Below are 20,184 nucleotides of genomic sequence, written 5' to 3'. Positions count from 1 at the left end.
CTTGTTTTGCTTATAAGGGCTCAGTCGACTTTTTTTCATGGGATTTATTCTAAATGATTTTGAATAAATCTAGTTATCTAGTACAGCCCCTTTTTCTTTGTACTGATTTCGGCACTGTTGTGGCTGGAATATGTTTTAGCCGGACAGGATACGATTCATTGGAGTACGGCTTCCGCGCTGTATGCGCTGGCGGCGGGCGCTGTGGTCGGCTTGGGCTATGCAGCGTGGAATATCGGCATTAGCCAAGGCAGTATGGCAATTTTGGCCGGGGCGTCGTATTTTATTCCGATTTTTTCATCCCTGATTTCCGCTTTGCTGCTGCATGCGCCGCTGGGCTGGGCGTTTTGGCAGGGCGCGGCGATGGTGTACGCCGGTTCGGTGGTGTGTTGGCTGGCAACGAAGAGGTCATCTGAAAGCAAGAATAAACATTGAATAAGCGCGGTCAGTAAACATCAAGGCCGTCTGAATATTTCTTGTATTCAGACGGCCTTGTTGGTGATATTCCGTTTATTTTTAAGAGGCTAAAACGCGCGGGAAGAAAATTTCGTTTTCCAAATAAATATGGTCGGTCAAGTCGTTGACCATTTCTTCCGCTAATCGGTAGAGACGTGTCCAACTGGCGCAGGCGTTTTGCGGCGGCGAGAAGTTGTCGGTCAGGGCTTTTAAGCGGGCAATGGCCTGATTGTGTTCGTCATGCTCGTGCACCATGACGCTGATGGGCATGGCTGCGCCGCGACCAATGCCTTGATTTACCATCGGGAACAGCATACGTTCTTCTTTCATCATGTGCATCAGCAAATCATTTTGCATGTCGGCCAGCAAGCCGGGGATTTCGGCCGGAAAGGTGTCGGCATGCACCGTTGCAACTTTTTGCGCCAGCGGCACCAGCTCTTTAAACTGAGCGCGGTGGGTGTTGTGGTAGCGTTGCAAGATATGGTCGATGGTGGCGTTGAAAGGAGCGGTTTCCCAAAGCGTAAAATCGGTCATGATAAGGTTCCTTGTCGTTTGGTGGGGAGGTCGTTTCAGACGGCCTTTAAAGATGCATGTTTTATGAATGTATTTAACTGAGGCAAGGATACGCCGTTATAGCGGATTTGTACAGGTTTGAAATGAAAAGAATAATTTTTTGATAATCAATGCGTTTTGTTGATTTAATATAAGCATTCATCCAAATCTCTTTTGAACAATAATAAAAAGAAAAAGGCCGTCTGAAAATCAGAATAGGGATTTTCAGACGGCCTTTGCTGCTCATTAAATGTTAAATGCTTGTCAAATACAGCAGGCTTTAGTCTTCCCAATTTTTACGCCACAAAACCAGCAGCTTGCCGATATGCTGCACCAACTGCGCGTCAACCGCTTCACACAAGGCGTTGCAGATTTCAATACGTTCGGCACGGTCGTCGCCAAACACGCGCACTTTAATCAGCTCGTGCGCCGTCAGCGCGGCGTCGGTTTCTTTAATCACTGAATCGGTCAGACCGTGCTGGCCGACCATGACCACGGGATTCAAATGATGAGCACGGGCTTTAAGCTCCAGAATTTGCTTGGTGCTGAGTTTTTCGTTTGTCATTGCTTCTACTGCTTGATAAAAAATAATAATCCGCTATTGTACGCGATTTGGCGGCAAGTCGGGGGAAAATAACGTATAATAAGGCCTTTGTATCTTTGCATAAGAATCATTATGGCTGTACGTTCCAGATCTTCCAAAGCCTGGCTCAGCGAGCATGTCAACGATCATTATGTGCACATGGCGCAAAAAGACGGTTATCGTGCCCGCGCTGCATATAAACTATTGGAAATAAATGAAAAAGACAAATTAATCAAACCGGGTACGGTGTTGGCTGATTTGGGCAGTGCGCCGGGCAGTTGGTCGCAGGTGGCGGCCAAACTGGTGGGGAAAGCAGGGCAGGTGTTTGCTTTGGATATTTTGCCGATGGATTATATCGAGGGGGTATCGTTTATTCAGGGCGATTTTCGCGAAGACGAGGTATTGGCGCAATTTGAATCCCTACTCGACGGCCGCCCTTTAGACCTTGTAATTTGCGATATGGCACCCAATATGTCAGGCAATGCCGTGACCGATCAGGCGCGGAGCTTTTATTTGTGCGAACTGGCTTTGGATTTCGCCGCCAATCATTTGAAACCGGGCGGAGATTTTCTGGTGAAAGTGTTTCAGGGCGCAGGCTATCAGGAATATCTGGCGGCCATGCGCGAAACCTTTGCCGTGGTGCAGACGCGCAAACCGGAGGCTTCGCGCAATCGTTCCAGTGAGATTTATTTATTGGGGAAAAATAAACGCTGACAACGCGTGCAGCGTGTTTTAAAATCCCTTCTTTCGTTTACCTAATTATATGGAGCCTGTTCAGTGGGGAATACCATTAAACATGTATTGGTCTGGTTGGTGCTGGGCGTCTGCCTGATGGCGGCGTTTAATGCCGTGACCGACAAGCAGGAAAGTAACCAGCAAATCGAATATTCGCAGTTTATCCAGCAGGTCAACAGCGGTGAAGTCGCCAGCGTCAACATCGAAGGCTCTGTGGTCAGCGGTTATCTGATTAAAGGCGAACGCGCCGACAAAACGGCGTTTTACACCAATGCGCCGTTGGACGACAACCTGATTAAAACCCTGCTCGACAAAAACGTGCGCGTGAAAGTGACGCCGGAAGAAAAACCGAGCATGCTTAGCAGCCTGTTTTTCAGCCTGCTGCCGGTATTGCTGCTGATTGGCGCATGGTTCTACTTCATGCGTATGCAAAGCGGCGGCGGTGGCAAGGGCGGCGCGTTTTCATTCGGTAAGAGTCGCGCCAAACTGTTGGATAAAGATGCCAACAAAGTCACCTTCGCCGATGTTGCCGGTTGCGACGAAGCCAAAGAAGAAGTGCAGGAAATCGTGGATTACCTGAAAGCGCCGACCCGCTACCAAAGCCTGGGCGGACGTGTGCCGCGCGGTATTCTGCTGGCGGGCAGCCCGGGTACCGGTAAAACCCTGCTGGCCAAAGCGATTGCCGGTGAAGCGGGCGTACCGTTTTTCAGCATTTCCGGTTCTGATTTTGTGGAAATGTTTGTCGGCGTGGGCGCAAGCCGTGTGCGCGATATGTTTGAACAGGCCAAGAAAAACGCGCCGTGCATCATCTTTATCGACGAAATCGATGCGGTTGGCCGTCAGCGCGGTGCCGGTTTGGGCGGCGGTAACGACGAGCGCGAACAGACTTTGAACCAATTATTGGTGGAAATGGACGGCTTCGAGAGTAATCAAACCGTGATTGTGATTGCCGCCACCAACCGTCCGGACATCCTTGACCCAGCGTTGCAACGCCCCGGCCGTTTTGACCGTCAGGTAGTGGTTCCGTTGCCGGATATTCGCGGTCGCGAGCAGATTTTGAAAGTGCATGCGAAAAAAGTGCCGCTGGACGAATCGGTCAACTTGGTTGATTTGGCGCGCGGTACGCCCGGTTTTTCCGGTGCGGACTTGGCCAACTTGGTTAACGAGGCCGCTTTGTTTGCCGGTCGCCGAAATAAAATCAAAGTCGATCAAAGCGACTTTGAAGACGCTAAAGACAAAATTTACATGGGTCCGGAACGCCGCAGCATGGTCATGCACGAAGACGAAAAGCGTGCCACCGCTTATCATGAATCCGGTCATGCGATTGTGGCCGAAAGCCTGCCGTTTACCGATCCGGTGCATAAAGTTACCATTATGCCGCGCGGCCGTGCGCTGGGTCTGACCTGGCAGTTGCCGGAACGCGACCGTATCAGCATGTACAAAGACCAGATGTTGAGCCAGCTCTCCATTCTGTTCGGCGGCCGTATCGCCGAAGACATCTTTGTCGGCCGTATTTCTACCGGCGCGTCCAACGACTTCGAACGTGCCACCCAAATGGCGCGTGAGATGGTGACCCGCTACGGCATGAGCGACAAAATGGGTGTGATGGTGTATGCGGAAAACGAAGGCGAAGTGTTCTTGGGACGCAGCGTGACCCGTTCGCAGCATATTTCGGAAAAAACCCAGCAGGAAATCGATGCCGAAGTGCGCCGTATTTTGGACGAGCAATATGCCGTGGCTTATAAAATCTTGGACGAAAACCGCGACAAGATGGAAACCATGTGCAAAGCCCTGATGGATTGGGAAACCATCGACCGCGATCAGGTGCTGGAAATCATGGCCGGCAAACAACCGAGCCCTCCGAAAGATTACAGCCACAATCTGCGTCAGGATGATGGTGCAGAAGCGGTCGGCGAAACTGCCGCGCCCTCAGCAGAAGCCGTTCCCAGCGCTGAGCCGGTGGTAGAAAACATCCAAACGGCTGATGCGCAAAGCGCAGTAGAAACCCAAACCGATGAGCCGAAAGACAAGGTGTAAGCGGTGATTATGAAACGGCAGCGATAAGCTGCCGTTTTGTTTTTCAGACGGCCTGAGCGTTGCAAGGCCGTCTGAAAAACGGCGGAATTTCGTTTATAATAGCGTTTTTGACGAATACGCAAATTCCATGAAAAAAGTCGATAAAAGCATGCTGGTGTTGCACAGTGCGGCGCAGATGTTTGAATTGGTGGATCGTGTCGAAGATTATCCGAACTTTCTGCCGTGGTACAGCAAAACCGAAATCATCGAGCGCAGCGGCAACGAGCTAAAAGCGCGTCTGTTTATGGACTATATGGGCGTGAAGCAGTCGTTTGCCACGCATAACCACAATATTCCCGGGCAGGAAATCCGCATGGATTTGCTGGAAGGGCCGTTTAAAACCCTGCACGGTACGTGGAAATTTATCGATTTGGGCGGCGACATGTGCAAAATCGAATTTCATTTGGAATACGATTTTTCCAGCTCGATTCTATCGGCTGTGATTTCGCCGGTGTTCAGCCATTTGAGCGGCACGCTGGTGGATGCGTTTGTCAAAGAGGCCGACCGCTGCTATGCTTAATATCGAAATTGTTTACGGCCTGTCGGACAGGCAGGCGCTGCAAAGCATGCAGGTGGCGGAAGGGACAACGGTGCGTGAAGCGGCAATAGCCAGCAAAATCAACGACGAATTTCCCGATGTCGATTTGCACACCGCGCCCTTGGGCATTTTCGGTAAACGGGTTAAAGACGATACTGTGTTGCTCGATAAAGACCGCATTGAGATTTACCGTTCGCTTTTAATCGATCCGAAAGAAGCCCGCCGCCGCCGCGTGGCGCAGGAGCAGGAAGCGCAGTAACCACAGTCCGATATGCTGAGGCCGTCTGAAAAATTCAGACGGCCTTATCCCCTAAGGTTTGCAGATCGGGCGTTCTCCCGTTCATTGGATTATTTTTTTAAATGGCAGGTTAAACCCTTGTCGCTACATTACTCACTACATCATGTCCGAAAACAAAATCAAACTCATCGTCGGCCTGGGCAACCCCGGCCAAGAATATGAACACACCCGCCATAACGTCGGCTTTTGGCTGCTCGACGAATTGGCCTGGCAATGGCGCGCCACCTTTAAGGACGAAAAAAAATTCTTCGGCCAAGTCGCGCGCGTGTCGCGTGAGGGCGGCGATGTTTGGCTGCTCAAACCAATGACGTTTATGAACCGCTCCGGTCAGGCCGTGGCAGCATTGGCGCAGTTTTACAAAATCAAGCCGGAAGAAATTCTGGTGGTGCACGACGAATTGGACATCGCCTGCGGCCGGATTAAATTCAAACTCGGCGGCGGCAACGGCGGACACAACGGTTTGAAAGACATTCAGGCGCGTTTGGGTACGCTCAATTTCTACCGCTTGCGTTTGGGTATCGACCATCCGGGTGATAAAAATCTGGTGGTGGGCTATGTCTTGAACAAGCCCAGCGCCGCCGACCGCGAACTGATTGACGATTCCATCCGCAAATCCTTGCAGGGCATACCCGATTTGGTGGCGGGCGAATGGGAAACTGCGCAACGGTTTTTACACAGCAAATAATCCTGATTTTCAGACGGCCTCCCCCCCCGATTTTATTTTATACCGCATACCCATGACCGAATTATTTGACCTTATCCAAACCGAATCCGTCGGCGTTGTCGAAGAAACGCTGGATTTCTGGTTGTACGAATGCAGCTTGGACGAAGCACCGGGCCGCGACGAAGTGGCGCAATGGTGCGATATGCTGCAACAGCGCGGCGGCAAATTCGTGCGCCTGGCGGGTATCTGCCAAACTTGGTTGGACGAAGAGGATTAATATGGCTGCGCCGCGCAATAAATTCAGCGTATTGGCCTTGCTGTGGTTGGCAGCGGGGATTTATTTCCTGCTGTTTCGCGAGTCGGGCAATACGCCGCCGCCGTTTCCCCATTTTGACAAAGCCGCCCATTTCGGGCTGTTTTTTACCCAATTCTGGCTGTGCGCCAAAGCCTTTATGCAGGACAAACGGGCGATACCGTACCGCGCTTTGCTGGTGGCCGCGCTGGTTTACGCCGTTGCCAGCGAGTGCGCACAAGCTGCGTTTACCGCCACACGGCAGGGGACATTGGGCGACGGTATCGCGGATATGCTGGGGGCAGCGGCGGCTTTGTGGCTGGCTGCGCAAACCGTTGCCGCCAAACAATCTGTTGCCAACAGGCCGTCTGAAAAAAAATTGATTTCGGCAGTTTTGGTGCGGGCGCAGCCCGCCTGTTATCCGGCCTTAATCAGAAAAACGGAAGGAAAGAAGATGAACACCACCCCTTATATCGAACGCCGTCGCCGCGTATTGGAAACCATAGGCAGCGACGGCATTGCCGTCTTGTTTGCCGCGCCGGAGCAACGCCGCAGCAACGATACCGAGTTTCCGTTCCGCCAAGACAGCTATTTTCATTATCTGACCGGTTTTGACGAGCCGGAAGCCGTGTTGCTGCTTGATGGCGCGACGCAGCGCAGCATTTTGTTCTGCCGCGATAAAGACCCTCTGCGCGAAATTTGGAACGGTTTTCGCTACGGCGCACAAGCGGCGCAGGAGGTATTCGGTTTTGATGAGGCTCATGTTAACACCGAATGGCCGCAGTATTTTGCGCAGGCGCTGTTGAACAAAAAAAGCCTGTACGCCTTATGGGGCGTGTATCCCAAGCATGACCGCGCATTGATGGCGCAATGGCACGAAGTGCAGCAAAGCGCGGGGCGGCGTATCCAAACCAACAGCTATGCGCCGGAAAATCTGGCGGATTTGGCGGCGCTGCTTGATTCCATGCGCCTGATTAAAGACGAACATGAAATCAGTTTGATAAAAAAAGCAGGCGAAATCAGCGCACTGGCGCATATCCGCGCCATGCGGCAAACCCGCCCAGGTTTGGGCGAGCTGCAAATCGAAGCGGAGATTTTGCACGAATTTATGCGCCACAATGCGCGTTTCCCGTCTTACAACACCATCGTCGCCGGCGGCAAAAACGCCTGCTGCCTGCATTACATTGACAACAAAGATGTGTTGCAGGACGGCGATTTGCTGCTGATTGATGCCGGTGCGGAATACGAATTTTACGCGGGCGATATTACGCGCACGTTTCCGGTAAACGGCAAATTCAGCGCGGCGCAAAAAGACATTTACGAAGTGGTGTTGGCGGCGAACGAGGCCGCGATTGCGGCGGTGAAGCCGAATGCCGATTGGGGCGGAATCCATCTCTTGGCTTTGCGGATTTTGGTGCAGGGCTTGCTGGATTTCAAACTGCTCAAAGGCTCGGTGGACGGCAACATCGAATCGCAAGCCTACCAGCGTTTTTATATGCACGGCCTCGGCCACTGGGTCGGCATGGATGTCCACGATGTCGGCAAACGCTGGCAGGATGGCAAACCGCTGCTGTTACAGCCGGGTGTGTGTACCACCATCGAGCCGGGCTTATATATTGCTGCGGCGGATGATATTCCGGCGGACTATCACAATATCGGTATCCGCATTGAAGACAATGTATTGGTGACTGCCGACGGCGGCGAAAACTATACCGCGCTGGCGCCGAAAAGCGTGGCGGATATTGAGGCGCTTATGCGCGGATAAATGTGCATTGGCGCAAAAAGGCCGTCTGAAATTCTGTTACAGATAAACCGGTGGCAGGTTTTCAGACGGCCTTTTCGTGTGACAAATGAATGTTATAGTCGTAGGGTGGGCAGCAAGTGCCCACCCTACGACTTCTGTAACAGAACTTAATTTCTCCGACTATATCCCTTACCCCACATTCATCTGCCGCCGTATGCTTTCCGCCACGGCTTTGCCTAAAATTTCATGCCCGAATTCGTTGAAATGCAAGCCGTCGCACACCATCAGCGCGGTTAAATCCTGCTCAAACATCAGGCCGTAGAGGTCGTTGACGGCAAAGCCGAACTTGCGTGCCAGCTTGTCGGCAGACTGGTTATACAGGCAGATGTCGGCAAGATAGCGGCGCGAGGGTTTGACCAAGTTGTGCACCTGTTCCAAAAACGGCGTGCTGCTGGCCCAAATGACTTTGGCCTGCATTTTGCGTAGACTCTGGAAAATCTGCTGCAAATTGCCGAGGTAGGTATTCAAATCGGAAACGGGCAGGGCGACGCCTTGGTTGCGGCGGATGTCGTGCAGGCCGCAGTTGAGATGGACGATGTCGCCGGGCTGTATGCCGGTGGTGGCCTGAGGCAGGGTTTGGAGGACTTCGCGGGAAGATTGGCCGTTTTGCGGCAGGGTGAAAATGCGGGTGTCGGCGAGGGCGCGGCGCACGAAAGGCTCGTAGCCCAAACGGATGGAATCGCCGATAAGATATACAGTCATTGGGAAAGTGTCCTCCGAAAGATAAGGCCGTCTGAAAAACGATTATAGGCGTAATATTTTCAGACGGCCTTAACATCAATCAAATGACAGAAGACAACAAAGCGGATTAAGGCTTGCTCTTTTGACAAAAATCAAGCAACTGCTTGGCTTGCAGCATGGGCAGGCCGAAGCGTTCGCTGACGGCTTTCAAATCTTCGATTTCGACACCGCTCAAATGTTCGCGCACCCATTTGATGTTGTCGGGATTGCTTTTGATTTTTTCGTAATACGCCTGTTTGCGTTTCCAGTTGCGCGACCACACCAAGAGGGCGGTGAAGATACACAGGCCGACGAGGATGTAGTTCATGATGGTCATCATGGTCATGGGATGGATTCCGAAATATGGGGAAATGCGCTGATTATAGCGGAAAAAGGCCGTCTGAAAAGATTTCTGTCATCCCTTTCAGACGGCCTTACTCTATTGCGCGGCGGGCTAATCAATCTTTACCCGTTTCAAGCGCAGCGCATTGCCCAACACCGAAATCGAGCTCATCGCCATCGCCGCGCCTGCAATGACCGGGCTGAGAAAACCGAACGCGGCCAGCGGAATGCCCAAAATATTGTAGAAAAAGGCGAAAAACAGATTCTGCTTGATGTTTTTCAAGGTGGCGCGCGCTACCAGCTGCGCGTCGGCCAGCTGGTTGACCGAGTGCTGCATGAGCGTGGCGGAGGCGGTGTGTTCCGCCACATCCGCGCCGCCTTTCATAGCGAAGCTGACGTTGGCGGCAGCCAGCGCGGGCGCGTCGTTGACACCGTCACCCACCATCGCCACGGTTTTGCCTTCGTTTTTCAATTTTTGCACCGCCGCCGCTTTGTCGCGCGGGCTCATGTTGCCGTAGGCATGGGCTATGCCCAACTGATTGGCGATATACGACACCGTACCCTGATGGTCGCCGCTCATCACATACACTTCGATATCGTGCGCTTTCAGGCGGCGTATCGCTTCGGCGGTATCTGATTTCAGCGTATCTGCCAATGCAAATGCGCCGACGGCTTGGCCGCCCACCGATACGGCCACTATGCTGGCAATCTGCCAAATGCCGTCTGAATCGGCGGGCAGGGTCAGCTTGGCGTAATCGGCTTTGCCGACGTTGACCGTACCTACGCCTTCTACTTCAGCCGAAATACCTGCGCCGACGGCGGTTTGCGCGTGGGTTGCGGCGGGAATAGCCAAATTGCGGGCTAGGGCGGCGGACACAATCGCGTTTGCTAGCGGGTGGGTGGCGTTTTGCTCGACGGCGGCGGCGATGCGGTATAAATCGTCTTCGTCATACGCGCTGCCGGATACGACATACACAGCGGCAACCTGCGGACGGCCTTCGGTAAGCGTACCGGTTTTGTCCAGCACCACAGCATTGACGTGCGCCGACTCTTCCAGCGAAGCCGCGTCTTTAAACCATACGCCGTGTTTCACCGCTTTGCCCATGCCCACCATAATCGCGGCAGGCGTCGCCAAACCGAGGGCGCACGGGCAGGCAATCACCAGCACCGCCACGGCGTGCATTAAAGCGGTTGTCCAATCGCGCACCACCAGCCAAGTAATGATAAAGGTCAACACGGCTATGCCGACCACCACCGGCACAAACACCGCCGCCGCTTTGTTCGCCACGCGCGCAATCGGCGCTTTGCTGCCCTGCGCTTCGGACAGCGCGTTCATCATGTCGCCGAGCAGGGTTTGGCTGCCCAGCGCGGTGGTGCGGTAGACAATGCTGCCGTCGGTCATCAGCGCGCCGGCCAACACATCGCTGCCGCTTTGCTTCATTTCGGGATTGGATTCGCCGGTAAGGTGGCTTTCATCGGCCCAGCCGCTGCCGCTCTCGACCATGCCGTCGGCGGCAATGCGTTCGCCGTGGTTGGCGCGGATTAAGTCGCCGATTTGCACTTGGTCTATCGGCAGGGTCTGCCATGCGCCGCCGCGCTGCACGCTAGCGGTGGAAGGCGTGAGCTGCAACATCAGCGACAAGCTGTTGAGGCTGGATTTTTTGGTGCGGTGTTCCAAAAATTTGCCCAACGACACAAAACCGATCACCATCGCGCCCGCTTCAAAATACACATGCGCCGCGCCGTCGTGCCCCATATTCTGATAGTGCAACATCATATACACGGAATAGAGGTAAATCGACACCGTGCCGATGGTCACCAACACATCCATATTGGCCAATCCGCCCTTAATGCTCGCCCACGCACTTTTGTAAAACGGCACGGCCAGCCACAGCTGCACAATGCTTGCCAAGACAAACTGCCAAGCGACGGGCAACATCCAGTCGTGGCGGCCGATCATCATGCCCGCCATACCGATGAGAAACGGGATATTGATGATGAAGAGCAGCCACAAACGCCAACCGATATGTACCTCGCCACCGGCGGCAGCCGGCAGCGCATCGGTTTTTTCAATCGCGCCGTAGCCGGTTTTCTCGATGATTTTGGTAATGTCGCCAACATTGGTTTTACTGTCGTCAAAGGTGACTTGCGCTTCTTCGCTGGCGAAATTGACTTCGGCATGGCCGATAAAGTCTTCTTTGTTGAGGACTTTTTCAATCCGGGAAGCACAGGCTTGGCAGGTCATGCCTTCGATTTGGAAACGGACTTTTTGCTGCATGATGTGTGTCCTTTTTGAGCGGGTTTTCAGACGGCCTTTCGGGAGCGGGAAAGGCCGTCTGAAAAATCACAAAGACGCGTCGAAGCCGCCGTCTTCCACGGCTTCAATCAGCGCGGCGGGATTGGTTTTGCCCTCGTCAAATTCAACAACGGCGCTGTTATTTTCCAAGCTGACGGCGGCGGAAGAAACACCGTCCACGCCTTCCAGAATACGGGTAACGCTTTTCACGCAGCCGCCGCAGGTCATGCCGCCGATGTTTAAGGTAATGTTTGCCATGATGTTTCCTTTCTGTTTTGCTTACGGTTGGAGAATGAAGCCACTATAAACCTTAACGCGGGGTTAAGGTCAAGCGTTTCGTTAATATATGGTCGGGTAAGTGGAAACCAAGTACGGTAAGGCCGTCTGAAACTGAGCAGGGGACGTTCTATGCTTGCTGTGACCCAAACAGCCGCTAATCGGTGCAATACGGCGTACCGCCTATTGCATCCTACGATTAGGCCGTCTGAAAAATAGTTCGTTTTCAGACGGCCTAATCTGTCGTTTCAAATCATAGATGAACCAGCGTACAATACGCCTTTGCTCAAACAGGATAAGAGAATTTGAAATGCCGAATCAAAAAGAGAAAAAACAGTGGCTCAGCGTGATGGCTTTGGCGGTAGGCGCATTTATTTTCAATACCACCGAATACATCCCGATTGCGCTGTTGAGCGACATCGGCCAAAGTTTCAGTATGTCGCCGACCGAAGTCGGCATGATGATTACGGTTTACGCTTGGATTGTGGCGCTGCTGTCGCTGCCGCTGATGTTGCTGACGAAAAATGTGGAACGGCGTAAGCTGCTGCTGATTTTGTTCGGGCTGTTTGTACTCAGCCATGTGGTGTCGTTTTTTTGCTTGGAACTTCAAAATCCTGCTGGTCAGCCGTATCGGGATTGCGCTGACCCATGCTGTGTTTTGGTCGATTACGTCTTCGCTGGCGGTGCGGGTTGCGCCGAAAGGCAAGGGCAATCAGGCTTTGGGGCTGTTGAGCACGGGTACGGTGATTGCGATGGTATTGGGCATTCCGCTGGGGCGCGTGATCGGCCAGTATTACAGCTGGCAGGTCAGCTTTTTGCTGATTGGCCTGTGCGCGGCGGCGGTGATGGTAATTTTGGCGAAAAACCTGCCGCTTTTGCCGAGCGTTAACACCGGTTCGCTCGCCAGCCTGCCCGTGCTGTTTAAGCGTAAAAACCTGCTGTTGCTGTATGTATTTACCGTGTTTATCATTACGGCGCACTTTACCGCGTACAGCTATATCGAGCCGTTTGTCTTGCAAATCGGCGGCTTCCTGCCGGAGCAGGTAACGATACTTTTGGGCTTGTACGGTATTGCCGGTTTTGCCGCTTCGTATATCTTCGGCAAATGGTTTGCCAAATTCCCGCGCCGGTTTTTTATCGGCGCTACGGCCATGATTGTGGCGGTGACTTTGCTGTTGCTGCCGATGGTCAGCTCGGTGTGGACGGTGTATGTGATGTGTTTCTTTTGGGGTGTGTCGATTGCGATTGTCAGCTTGGGCATGATTTCCAAAGTGCTGAACTTCGCTTCGGATGCGACCGACGTGGCCAATTCGATTTATTCCGGCCTGTATAACATCGGTATCGGCGGCGGTGCGCTGCTGGGGCATTATGTGACCGTTTGGTTCGGTTTGAACAGCGTCGGCTTTGCCGGTGCGCTGCTGGCGGCAGCCGCATTGGTGCTGGTGTGGACGCTGGTTAAGCGGGATGATTTTATGGCAAAAGCGGGCGGTTAAACTGTTTCCGGTTGTGTAAAAAAAAAGGCCGTCTGAAAAAATATTTATTTTTCAGACGGCCTTTGCCGTATCTGTGGTCAAGGCTTAAACCATATATAGTGAAATAAGTAGAAAACCAAACTGTCTAGGTTGGGATGAAATCCCAACAGAAGTTTAGGTAAATGTTGGGTTTACAACCCAACCTACACCGTATCGATGGTTTGGTTTTTAAATAATTGCACTATAAATTATTTCGCTTTCAATCCCGCGACACACTGTTTGTCCCGCGCTTCAAACGCCGCGTTGCCGCCGAGCAAATCCACCTGCTCTTGTGCGCTGAGTTTGCCGAAATTTTGAACCTGCTGGTAAGTCAGTTTCTCCAACGGCTCGTCCCACATACAGGTACAGTAGCTGCTGATGACTTGGTCGCTTTTCCCGGCCAAACCCTGCGCTTTTAAATCAGCCTGCCATTTTTCGGCGAAAGGCACGTTTTTCACGCAGGATTCAATCACGCTTTGCTTGAATTCCGGCTTGGTCATGGCGCATTTGGAGAGAAACACGAAACACACCAGCAAGCCCATGATAATCCAGCCCCAAATGCGGATGGTGCGGATTTTGGCCTTGGCTTTTTTGGCTTTTGCCGCCTGCTCCTCCGGCGTCGGCTGCGGCGCGTTGTCGGGATTAGCCATGCAGACTTTCCATACGGATCATGGTAACGGGCACTTCCACGCAATCGAGCGCTTCGATACCGGCAATCGCCTGCTTGATGTTTTTCTCGACCGTGCTGTGGGTCAGAATCACGATTTCGGCGGTGGTTTTGTCAATTACGCCTTTTTGAATCAGCGCTTCGATGGATACGCCCGCGTTGGCTAACAAACCGGCGATTCGGCCAAGCGTACCGGTTTTGTCTTGCGCCTGCACGCGCAGATAGTAGCTGCTGGTAATCTCGTCCATCGGCAAAATGGTCTGTTCTTGCACTTCAGACGGCTGGAACGCCAGATACGGCACGCGGTTGCTGCTGTCCGCGCCGATTAAGCGGCTGATGTCGATGATGTCGGCCACCACCGCGCTGGCGGTCGGTAATGCGCCTGCGCCCGCGCCGTAATACAGGGTTTCGCCCACCATATCGGCATTCACGCGCACCGCGTTCATTACGCCGTTGACATTCGCCAGCAGGCGGCTTTCAGGAATCAATGTCGGGTGTACGCGCAATTCGATGCCTTTGGGCGTTTTGCGGGTAATGCCCAACAATTTGATGCGGTAGCCCAGCTCTTCCGCATATTTGATGTCGCGGCTTTCCAGCTTGCTGATGCCTTCCAGATAGCAGGATTCAAAGTGCATGGGCGTGCCGAATGCCAAGGCACTCATGATGGTGATTTTATGACCCGCGTCGTTGCCTTCGATGTCGAAAGTCGGATCGGCTTCGGCATAGCCCAAAGCCTGCGCTTCTTTCAATACATCGGCAAACGCGCTGCCTTTTTCGCGCATTTCGCTCAAAATAAAGTTGCTCGTGCCGTTGATGATACCGGCAATGCTGATGATATTATTGGCCGCTAAACCTTCGCGCAGCGCCTTAATAATCGGGATGCCGCCCGCCACCGCCGCTTCAAACTGCACCATTACGTTTTTTTCTTCCGCCAGCGGGAAAATCACATTGCCGTATTCGGCCAGCAGCTTTTTATTGGCGGTCACCACATGTTTACCACTCTCAATCGCTTTCAATACCGCGTCTTTGGCAATGCCGGTGCCGCCGAACAGCTCGACCACGATGTCCACATCATCGCGCTGCACCAGCGCAAACGGGTCTTTCACAAACGCCGCATTCGGGCAAACCGCTTTGGCTTTCTCTTCGCTCAAATCGCATACCGCACTGATGGCGATATCGCGCCCCAAACGGCGGCTGATTTCTGCCGCGTTTTTCTGCAATACCTCGGCCGTGCCGCCGCCGACCGTACCCAAACCCAAAAGACCGATATTCACTGGCTTCATATAATCTCCTAATCGAAAGCCCTGTTTTATAAAAATCCGTATCCCGCGCTGCTATAATCAAGCCTGACAACAGGTTCGGCAGCGGAATGAAAGGTTTCAATCCTACCCGAAATTACCTGTTTTTGCACCTTTTTTAACGAAGAAACAGAAAGCGTCCCATGCTTATCGAAGAAAACCAAATTTCAGACGGCCTCAGCGTTACCGCCTACGGTGCAGAGGGCATAGAAATCGGCGGACAGCGTTATACCGAACCCGTGGCCTTACGCGGCAGCCGCGTGGAAAAAATCCCGCAAACCAGGCCGTCTGAACTGACCGCCGCCGATTTGCTGCAAACGGCCGCTGATTCCGATACCGAAAACACCTTACCCGAAGTCATCATCATCGGCACAGGTGCAACGCAGCAGTTTCTCCACCCAAAAATCGCCGCCGAACTCGCTGCCCACGGCATCGGCCTCGAATGCATGAACACAGCCGCCGCCTGCCGCACCTTATTACTGCTGCAAGGCGAAGGTCGCAAAGTGTGGGCATGGCTGTGGCCGTAAACACGGCGCAGCGGATTTCAGACGGTCTTAACCCCGCAAAATCCGCTATAATATCCGCTTTCCCTAATCCGACAGATTCAAACCAATCATGAAACACATCCACATTATCGGTATCGGCGGTACGTTTATGGGCGGGGTTGCCGCCATCGCCCAAGAAGCGGGCTTTAAGGTCAGCGGTTGCGACGCGAAGATGTATCCGCCGATGAGTACCCAGCTTGAGGCTTTGGGCATTGACGTTCACGAAGGTTTCGATGCGGCGCAGTTGGCGCAGTTTCCGGCCGATATGTATGTTATCGGCAATGTTGCCAAGCGCGGTATGGATGTAGTTGAAGCGATTTTAAACAAAGGTCTGCCATATATCTCCGGCCCGCAATGGCTGGCGGAAAATGTGCTGCACCACCATTGGGTGTTGGGTGTAGCGGGCACGCACGGTAAAACCACCACCGCTTCCATGCTCGCTTGGGTATTGGAATATGCGGGGCTTGCGCCGGGCTTTCTGATTGGCGGCGTGCCGCAGAATTTCAGCGTGTCGGCGCGTCTGCCGCAAACGCCGCGCCAAGATCCAAACAGCAAATCGCCGTTTTTTGTGATTGAGGCCGACGAATACGATACCGCGTTTTTCGACAAGCGCAGCAAATTCGTGCATTACCGCCCGCGTACCGCCGTATTGAACAATCTGGAATACGACCACGCGGATATTTTCCCCGATTTGGCGGCGATTCAAACCCAGTTTCACCATCTCGTGCGCACCGTGCCGTCTGAAGGGCTGATTGTGTGCAATAAGCAGGAGAGTCTGCGCGAAGTGTTGGACAAGGGCTGCTGGACGCCGGTGGAAACTTTCGGCGCAGCGGGCGATTGGCAGGTAGCGAATGTCGGCGCGGACGGCTCGTTTGATGTGTTGTTAGACGGCAAAAAAGCCGGTCATGTGGCGTGGGAACTGATTGGTGAACACAACCGCCAAAACGCCGTTGCTGTGATTGCTGCCGCGCGTCATGCGGGCGTGGATATTCAGACGGCCTGCGCAGCGTTGGGTGAATTTAAAAATGTCAAACGCCGCATGGAAATCAAAGGCGTGGCAAACGGTGTGACCGTCTATGACGATTTCGCCCACCATCCGACTGCGATTGAAACCACCGTGGCCGGTTTGCGCCAAAAAGTCGGCGCGGCTCGGATTTTGGCGGTATTGGAGCCGCGTTCCAATACCATGAAACTGGGTACGATGAAAGCCGCGCTGCCCGCGAGTCTGCAAGAAGCGGATACGGTTTTCTGTTACGCCGGCGGCGTGGATTGGGATGTGGCCGAGGCACTGTCGCCTTTGGGCGCGAAATTGCACGTCGGCAAAGAATTGGAAGCCTTTGTTGCCGATATCGTGGCGCAGGCGCAAAGCGGCGACCATATTTTGGTGATGAGCAACAGCGGTTTCGGCAGCATACACGACAAGCTGCTCAAAGCCTTGACAGCCAAGAATTAAGCCCTATATCACATATGGCAGGCGATACCGTTTTACGGTAAGATACGCCCATTCATTTTTTTATTTTTCAGACGGCATGATTACATCAGACAGGCCGTCTGAAACCTTTAAACGGATACGAAAACACACCATGAAAACTTCCGAACTGCGCCAGAAATTCCTTGAATATTTCCAACAAAACGGCCACCAAATCGTGCGCTCGTCATCGCTCGTGCCGCATGACGACCCGACGCTCTTGTTTACCAATGCGGGCATGAACCAATTTAAAGACGTGTTTTTGGGCTTTGACAAACGCCCTTACACCCGCGCCACCACCGCGCAAAAATGCGTTCGTGCGGGCGGTAAGCACAACGACTTGGAAAACGTCGGCTACACCGCGCGTCACCATACCTTTTTTGAAATGCTGGGCAACTTCTCCTTCGGCGATTATTTCAAACGCGAAGCGATTCATTTCGCCTGGGGCTTTCTGACCGGCAAAGAATGGCTGAACCTGCCCAAAGAAAAACTGTTGGCGACCGTGTATGCGGAAGACGACGAAGCCTACAATATCTGGCTCAACGAAATCGGCCTGCCCGCCGACCGTATTGTGCGTATCGGCGACAACAAAGGCAGCTGCTACGCTTCCGACAACTTCTGGCAGATGGGCGATACCGGCCCCTGCGGTCCGTGTACCGAAATTTTCTACGACCACGGTGAAGAAATCTGGGGCGGCATTCCGGGCAGCCCGGAAGAAGACGGCGACCGCTGGATTGAGATTTGGAACTGCGTGTTTATGCAGTTCAACCGCGATGACAAAGGCAACATGAATCCGCTGCCTAAGCCTTCCGTGGATACCGGCATGGGCTTGGAGCGCATTTCCGCCGTGATGCAGGGCGTGCACAGCAACTACGAAATCGACTTGTTCCAAAACCTGATGAAAGCCGTGGCACGCGAAACCGGCGCCGCATTCAGCATGGACGAGCCGAGCTTGAAAGTGATTGCCGACCATATCCGCTCCTGCTCCTTCCTGATTGCGGACGGCGTGATGCCGAGCAACGAAGGTCGCGGCTATGTGTTGCGCCGCATTATCCGTCGCGCCGTGCGCCACGGTTACAAGCTCGGTCAGAAAAATCCGTTCTTCTACAAACTTGTGCCCGATTTGGTCAAAGAGATGGGCGACGCCTATCCTGAGTTGAAAGAAAAACAAACCCATATCATGGAAACCCTGCGCGGCGAAGAAACCCGCTTCGGCCAAACGCTGGAAACCGGTATGGAGCTGTTTGGCAAAGTGTTGGACGGCATGAAATTCCTGAAACTGGAATCACTGCTGCCTGCCGACGGCGTTGCCCAACCCTTGCAACTGGAAACCGCCGACGGTTTGAAATTTACTGTGGCTTCGCGCAGTAACGGCAACAGCAAACAAGTCGTTATCCGCCCGCAAGCCGAAGGCCGTCTGAATGAAACCATCGTGGTGGATTTGGCGGATGTGGTGTCTGATGAAGAGCCGGAATTGAGCGAACAAGACCACGCCATCGGCGCGGCTTTGCACAAATATGTGAAAGACAATATCGCCAACAGCAAGCTGATTATTCCGGGCGAGCATGTGTTCAAACTCTATGACACCTACGGTTTCCCGTATGATTTGACTGCGGATATGGCGCGCGAATTGGGCATTGATTTGGACGAAGAAGGCTTCGAGCGCGAAATGGAAGCGCAACGCGCCCGCGCCCGCGCCGCGCAAAACTTCAAGGCCGACGCGCAACTGGCTTACGATGGCAAAGACACCGAATTCAAAGGCTATACCGAACGCCAAACCGAATCCAAAGTCATTGCGTTGTATAAAGACGGCGAGTCTGTGCAAGTCTTGGAAGAGGGCGATCACGGCGTGATTGTCATCGACCAAACCCCGTTCTATGCCGAATCGGGCGGTCAAATCGGCGACGTCGGCTTTATCTTCAACGGCGACAACCGTTTTGAGGTACAGGACACGCAAAAAATCAAAGCTGCCGTATTCGGTCAATTCGGCGTGCAGACTTCAGGCCGTCTGAACGTGGGCGACAGTGTTACCGCTCAAGTGGATAACGACATCCGCAACGCCATCACCCTCAACCACAGCGTAACCCACCTCATGCACCAAGCCTTGCGCGAGGTATTGGGTACGCACGTCGAGCAAAAAGGTTCGCTGCAAAATGCCGAGCTAACCCGTTTCGACATTTCCCACCCGCAAGCGATTACAAGCGATGAAATCGCCGAAGTAGAGCGCCGCGTGAATTTCGCCATCATGCAAAACGTACCGGTTAAAGTCGAAACCATGAGCATGGAAGAGGCGCAAAAAACCGGCGCGATGATGTTGTTTGGCGAAAAATATGGCGACTTCGTGCGCGTGGTAACGATGGGCGAATATTCGACCGAATTGTGCGGCGGTACCCACGTTGCCCGCACCGGCGACATCGGCCTGTTTAAAATCATCAGCGAAGGCGGTATTGCCGCCGGTATCCGCCGCGTGGAAGCTATTACCGGCCTGAACGCGCTGAAATGGGCGCAAAACCAAGAGCGCCTGATTAAAGACATCATCGCCGAGGTGAAAGCGCAAACCGAAAAAGACGTGTTGGCGAAAATCCAAGCGAATGCCGCCCACACCAAAACCGTGGAAAAAGCCTTGTCTGCCGCTAAATCCGAGCTGGCTGTTCATGCTGGTGCCGCCTTGTTGGACTCTGCCTGCGACTTGGGGGCGGCCAAACTGATTGTGGCGCAACTGGATGCCGAAGCCGGTGCGTTGCGCGACATCACCACCGATTTGACCGGCAAGGCCGACAATATCGTAGTGCTGCTGGCAGCGGTGAACGACGGCAAAGTCGCCTTGTGCGCCGGTGTTTCCAAACCGCTGACCGCCAAAGTGAAAGCCGGTGATTTGGTCAAAGCCGCTGCCGAACAACTCGGCGGCAAAGGCGGCGGCCGCCCCGATTTGGCGCAAGCCGGCGGCAGCGATGTGGAAAAACTGCCGGAAGTGTTGGCCGGTGTGGAAAGCTGGGTAAGCAGCAAGCTGGCTTGATTTAGGTAATATGCTAAAGGCCGTCTGAAAGTAAAACAGGCTTTCAGACG

General features: G+C 53.4%; 19 protein-coding genes and 2 pseudogenes. 13 read left to right on the top strand and 8 right to left on the bottom strand.

Annotated elements, in window-relative coordinates; translation table 11 throughout:
- Positions 1-117: 117 nt before the first annotated feature.
- Positions 118-432 carry an EamA family transporter gene (locus tag J2T37_RS08890; RefSeq protein ID WP_253355240.1) on the top strand — a complete coding sequence of 105 codons (315 nt, stop codon included), beginning with the start codon at positions 118-120 and terminating at the stop codon, positions 430-432.
- Between the two features lie 81 nt (positions 433-513).
- On the opposite strand, the gene dnrN is transcribed toward J2T37_RS08890, so the two are convergent.
- Positions 514-987, bottom strand: a complete 474-nt coding sequence (gene dnrN, locus J2T37_RS08885; protein ID WP_253355239.1) for an iron-sulfur cluster repair protein DnrN — start codon at positions 985-987, stop codon at positions 514-516.
- A 298-nt stretch (positions 988-1,285) separates the two neighbouring features.
- Entirely contained in the window at positions 1,286-1,570 is a 285-nt protein-coding gene (gene yhbY, locus J2T37_RS08880; protein ID WP_253355238.1) for a ribosome assembly RNA-binding protein YhbY, read from the bottom strand.
- Between the two features lie 111 nt (positions 1,571-1,681).
- On the opposite strand from yhbY, the gene J2T37_RS08875 reads away from it, so the two are divergent.
- From J2T37_RS08875 to J2T37_RS08840, 8 genes and pseudogenes are all read left to right on the top strand, one after another.
- Entirely contained in the window at positions 1,682-2,302 is a 621-nt protein-coding gene (locus tag J2T37_RS08875) for an RlmE family RNA methyltransferase (RefSeq protein ID WP_253355237.1), read from the top strand.
- A gap of 63 nt (positions 2,303-2,365) precedes the next feature.
- Positions 2,366-4,360 carry an ATP-dependent zinc metalloprotease FtsH gene (gene ftsH, locus J2T37_RS08870; RefSeq protein ID WP_253355236.1) on the top strand — a complete coding sequence of 665 codons (1,995 nt, stop codon included), beginning with the start codon at positions 2,366-2,368 and terminating at the stop codon, positions 4,358-4,360.
- A 127-nt stretch (positions 4,361-4,487) separates the two neighbouring features.
- On the top strand, positions 4,488-4,919 hold the full coding sequence (locus tag J2T37_RS08865) for a type II toxin-antitoxin system RatA family toxin (protein ID WP_253355235.1): 432 nt from the start codon (positions 4,488-4,490) through the stop codon (positions 4,917-4,919).
- Complete coding sequence (locus J2T37_RS08860; RefSeq protein WP_253355234.1) at positions 4,912-5,196, top strand: RnfH family protein; 285 nt, start codon at positions 4,912-4,914, stop codon at positions 5,194-5,196. Before J2T37_RS08865 ends, J2T37_RS08860 begins: the two co-directional genes overlap by 8 nt.
- Positions 5,197-5,338: 142 nt before the next feature.
- Positions 5,339-5,920 (top strand): aminoacyl-tRNA hydrolase, encoded by a 582-nt coding sequence (gene pth / locus J2T37_RS08855; RefSeq protein ID WP_253355233.1) that lies wholly within the window; start codon positions 5,339-5,341, stop codon positions 5,918-5,920.
- Between the two features lie 52 nt (positions 5,921-5,972).
- Complete coding sequence (locus J2T37_RS08850) at positions 5,973-6,176, top strand: dioxygenase (protein WP_253355232.1); 204 nt, start codon at positions 5,973-5,975, stop codon at positions 6,174-6,176.
- Between the two features lies 1 nt (position 6,177).
- Positions 6,178-6,537, top strand: a pseudogene (locus J2T37_RS08845) (VanZ family protein); the annotation flags it as partial.
- Between the two features lie 108 nt (positions 6,538-6,645).
- Positions 6,646-7,956 (top strand): aminopeptidase P N-terminal domain-containing protein, encoded by a 1,311-nt coding sequence (locus J2T37_RS08840; RefSeq protein WP_253355242.1) that lies wholly within the window; start codon positions 6,646-6,648, stop codon positions 7,954-7,956.
- Positions 7,957-8,124: 168 nt separating this feature from the next.
- Here J2T37_RS08840 and J2T37_RS08835 read toward each other — a convergent pair whose 3' ends face one another.
- The 4 genes from J2T37_RS08835 to J2T37_RS08820 all read right to left on the bottom strand — a co-directional run bounded on the left by J2T37_RS08835 (position 8,125) and on the right by J2T37_RS08820 (position 11,611).
- Positions 8,125-8,697, bottom strand: a complete 573-nt coding sequence (locus tag J2T37_RS08835; protein WP_253355231.1) for an SGNH/GDSL hydrolase family protein — start codon at positions 8,695-8,697, stop codon at positions 8,125-8,127.
- Positions 8,698-8,803: 106 nt separating this feature from the next.
- On the bottom strand, positions 8,804-9,061 hold the full coding sequence (locus J2T37_RS08830; protein ID WP_253355230.1) for a hypothetical protein: 258 nt from the start codon (positions 9,059-9,061) through the stop codon (positions 8,804-8,806).
- Positions 9,062-9,169: 108 nt separating this feature from the next.
- Positions 9,170-11,335: a heavy metal translocating P-type ATPase gene (locus J2T37_RS08825; protein WP_253355229.1), complete on the bottom strand. Its 2,166-nt coding sequence runs from the start codon at positions 11,333-11,335 to the stop codon at positions 9,170-9,172.
- A gap of 66 nt (positions 11,336-11,401) precedes the next feature.
- Positions 11,402-11,611, bottom strand: coding sequence for a heavy-metal-associated domain-containing protein (locus tag J2T37_RS08820; RefSeq protein WP_253355228.1), 210 nt, complete (start codon positions 11,609-11,611; stop codon positions 11,402-11,404).
- A gap of 328 nt (positions 11,612-11,939) precedes the next feature.
- Between J2T37_RS08820 and J2T37_RS08815 the strand changes: the two are divergent.
- A pseudogene (locus J2T37_RS08815) lies at positions 11,940-13,122 on the top strand (sugar transporter).
- A gap of 227 nt (positions 13,123-13,349) precedes the next feature.
- Here the strand turns inward: J2T37_RS08815 and J2T37_RS08810 are convergent.
- Complete coding sequence (locus J2T37_RS08810) at positions 13,350-13,790, bottom strand: hypothetical protein (protein WP_253355227.1); 441 nt, start codon at positions 13,788-13,790, stop codon at positions 13,350-13,352.
- Complete coding sequence (locus J2T37_RS08805) at positions 13,783-15,090, bottom strand: homoserine dehydrogenase (RefSeq protein ID WP_253355226.1); 1,308 nt, start codon at positions 15,088-15,090, stop codon at positions 13,783-13,785. Before J2T37_RS08805 ends, J2T37_RS08810 begins: the two co-directional genes overlap by 8 nt.
- Positions 15,091-15,248: 158 nt before the next feature.
- On the opposite strand from J2T37_RS08805, the gene J2T37_RS08800 reads away from it, so the two are divergent.
- From J2T37_RS08800 to alaS, 3 genes are all read left to right on the top strand, one after another.
- Positions 15,249-15,632 carry an Mth938-like domain-containing protein gene (locus J2T37_RS08800; protein ID WP_253355225.1) on the top strand — a complete coding sequence of 128 codons (384 nt, stop codon included), beginning with the start codon at positions 15,249-15,251 and terminating at the stop codon, positions 15,630-15,632.
- A gap of 88 nt (positions 15,633-15,720) precedes the next feature.
- The gene (gene mpl, locus J2T37_RS08795; protein ID WP_253355224.1) at positions 15,721-17,103 is read left to right on the top strand and encodes a UDP-N-acetylmuramate:L-alanyl-gamma-D-glutamyl-meso-diaminopimelate ligase; all 1,383 of its coding nucleotides are present in this window, start codon (positions 15,721-15,723) and stop codon (positions 17,101-17,103) included.
- Between the two features lie 130 nt (positions 17,104-17,233).
- Positions 17,234-20,134: an alanine--tRNA ligase gene (gene alaS, locus J2T37_RS08790; protein ID WP_253355223.1), complete on the top strand. Its 2,901-nt coding sequence runs from the start codon at positions 17,234-17,236 to the stop codon at positions 20,132-20,134.
- Positions 20,135-20,184: the final 50 nt, after the last annotated feature.

This window comes from Neisseria perflava (assembly GCF_024170405.1).
Taxonomy (GTDB): domain Bacteria; phylum Pseudomonadota; class Gammaproteobacteria; order Burkholderiales; family Neisseriaceae; genus Neisseria; species Neisseria perflava_B.
The sequence above is the reverse complement of the archived record's forward strand: the minus strand, read 5'-3'. Positions and strand labels throughout refer to the sequence as shown.

Bases quoted from the DNA above. Each gene is read 5' to 3' on its own strand.
- dnrN (WP_253355239.1), bottom strand. From the start codon at position 987: ATGACCGATTTTACGCTTTGGGAAACCGCTCCTTTCAACGCCACCATC.
- yhbY (WP_253355238.1), bottom strand. From the start codon at position 1,570: ATGACAAACGAAAAACTCAGCACCAAGCAAATTCTGGAGCTTAAAGCC.
- J2T37_RS08875 (WP_253355237.1), top strand. From the start codon at position 1,682: ATGGCTGTACGTTCCAGATCTTCCAAAGCCTGGCTCAGCGAGCATGTC.
- J2T37_RS08865 (WP_253355235.1), top strand. From the start codon at position 4,488: ATGAAAAAAGTCGATAAAAGCATGCTGGTGTTGCACAGTGCGGCGCAG.
- J2T37_RS08860 (WP_253355234.1), top strand. From the start codon at position 4,912: ATGCTTAATATCGAAATTGTTTACGGCCTGTCGGACAGGCAGGCGCTG.
- pth (WP_253355233.1), top strand. From the start codon at position 5,339: ATGTCCGAAAACAAAATCAAACTCATCGTCGGCCTGGGCAACCCCGGC.
- J2T37_RS08850 (WP_253355232.1), top strand. From the start codon at position 5,973: ATGACCGAATTATTTGACCTTATCCAAACCGAATCCGTCGGCGTTGTC.
- J2T37_RS08840 (WP_253355242.1), top strand. From the start codon at position 6,646: ATGAACACCACCCCTTATATCGAACGCCGTCGCCGCGTATTGGAAACC.
- J2T37_RS08835 (WP_253355231.1), bottom strand. From the start codon at position 8,697: ATGACTGTATATCTTATCGGCGATTCCATCCGTTTGGGCTACGAGCCT.
- J2T37_RS08830 (WP_253355230.1), bottom strand. From the start codon at position 9,061: ATGACCATGATGACCATCATGAACTACATCCTCGTCGGCCTGTGTATC.
- J2T37_RS08825 (WP_253355229.1), bottom strand. From the start codon at position 11,335: ATGCAGCAAAAAGTCCGTTTCCAAATCGAAGGCATGACCTGCCAAGCC.
- J2T37_RS08820 (WP_253355228.1), bottom strand. From the start codon at position 11,611: ATGGCAAACATTACCTTAAACATCGGCGGCATGACCTGCGGCGGCTGC.
- J2T37_RS08810 (WP_253355227.1), bottom strand. From the start codon at position 13,790: ATGGCTAATCCCGACAACGCGCCGCAGCCGACGCCGGAGGAGCAGGCG.
- J2T37_RS08805 (WP_253355226.1), bottom strand. From the start codon at position 15,090: ATGAAGCCAGTGAATATCGGTCTTTTGGGTTTGGGTACGGTCGGCGGC.
- J2T37_RS08800 (WP_253355225.1), top strand. From the start codon at position 15,249: ATGCTTATCGAAGAAAACCAAATTTCAGACGGCCTCAGCGTTACCGCC.
- mpl (WP_253355224.1), top strand. From the start codon at position 15,721: ATGAAACACATCCACATTATCGGTATCGGCGGTACGTTTATGGGCGGG.
- alaS (WP_253355223.1), top strand. From the start codon at position 17,234: ATGAAAACTTCCGAACTGCGCCAGAAATTCCTTGAATATTTCCAACAA.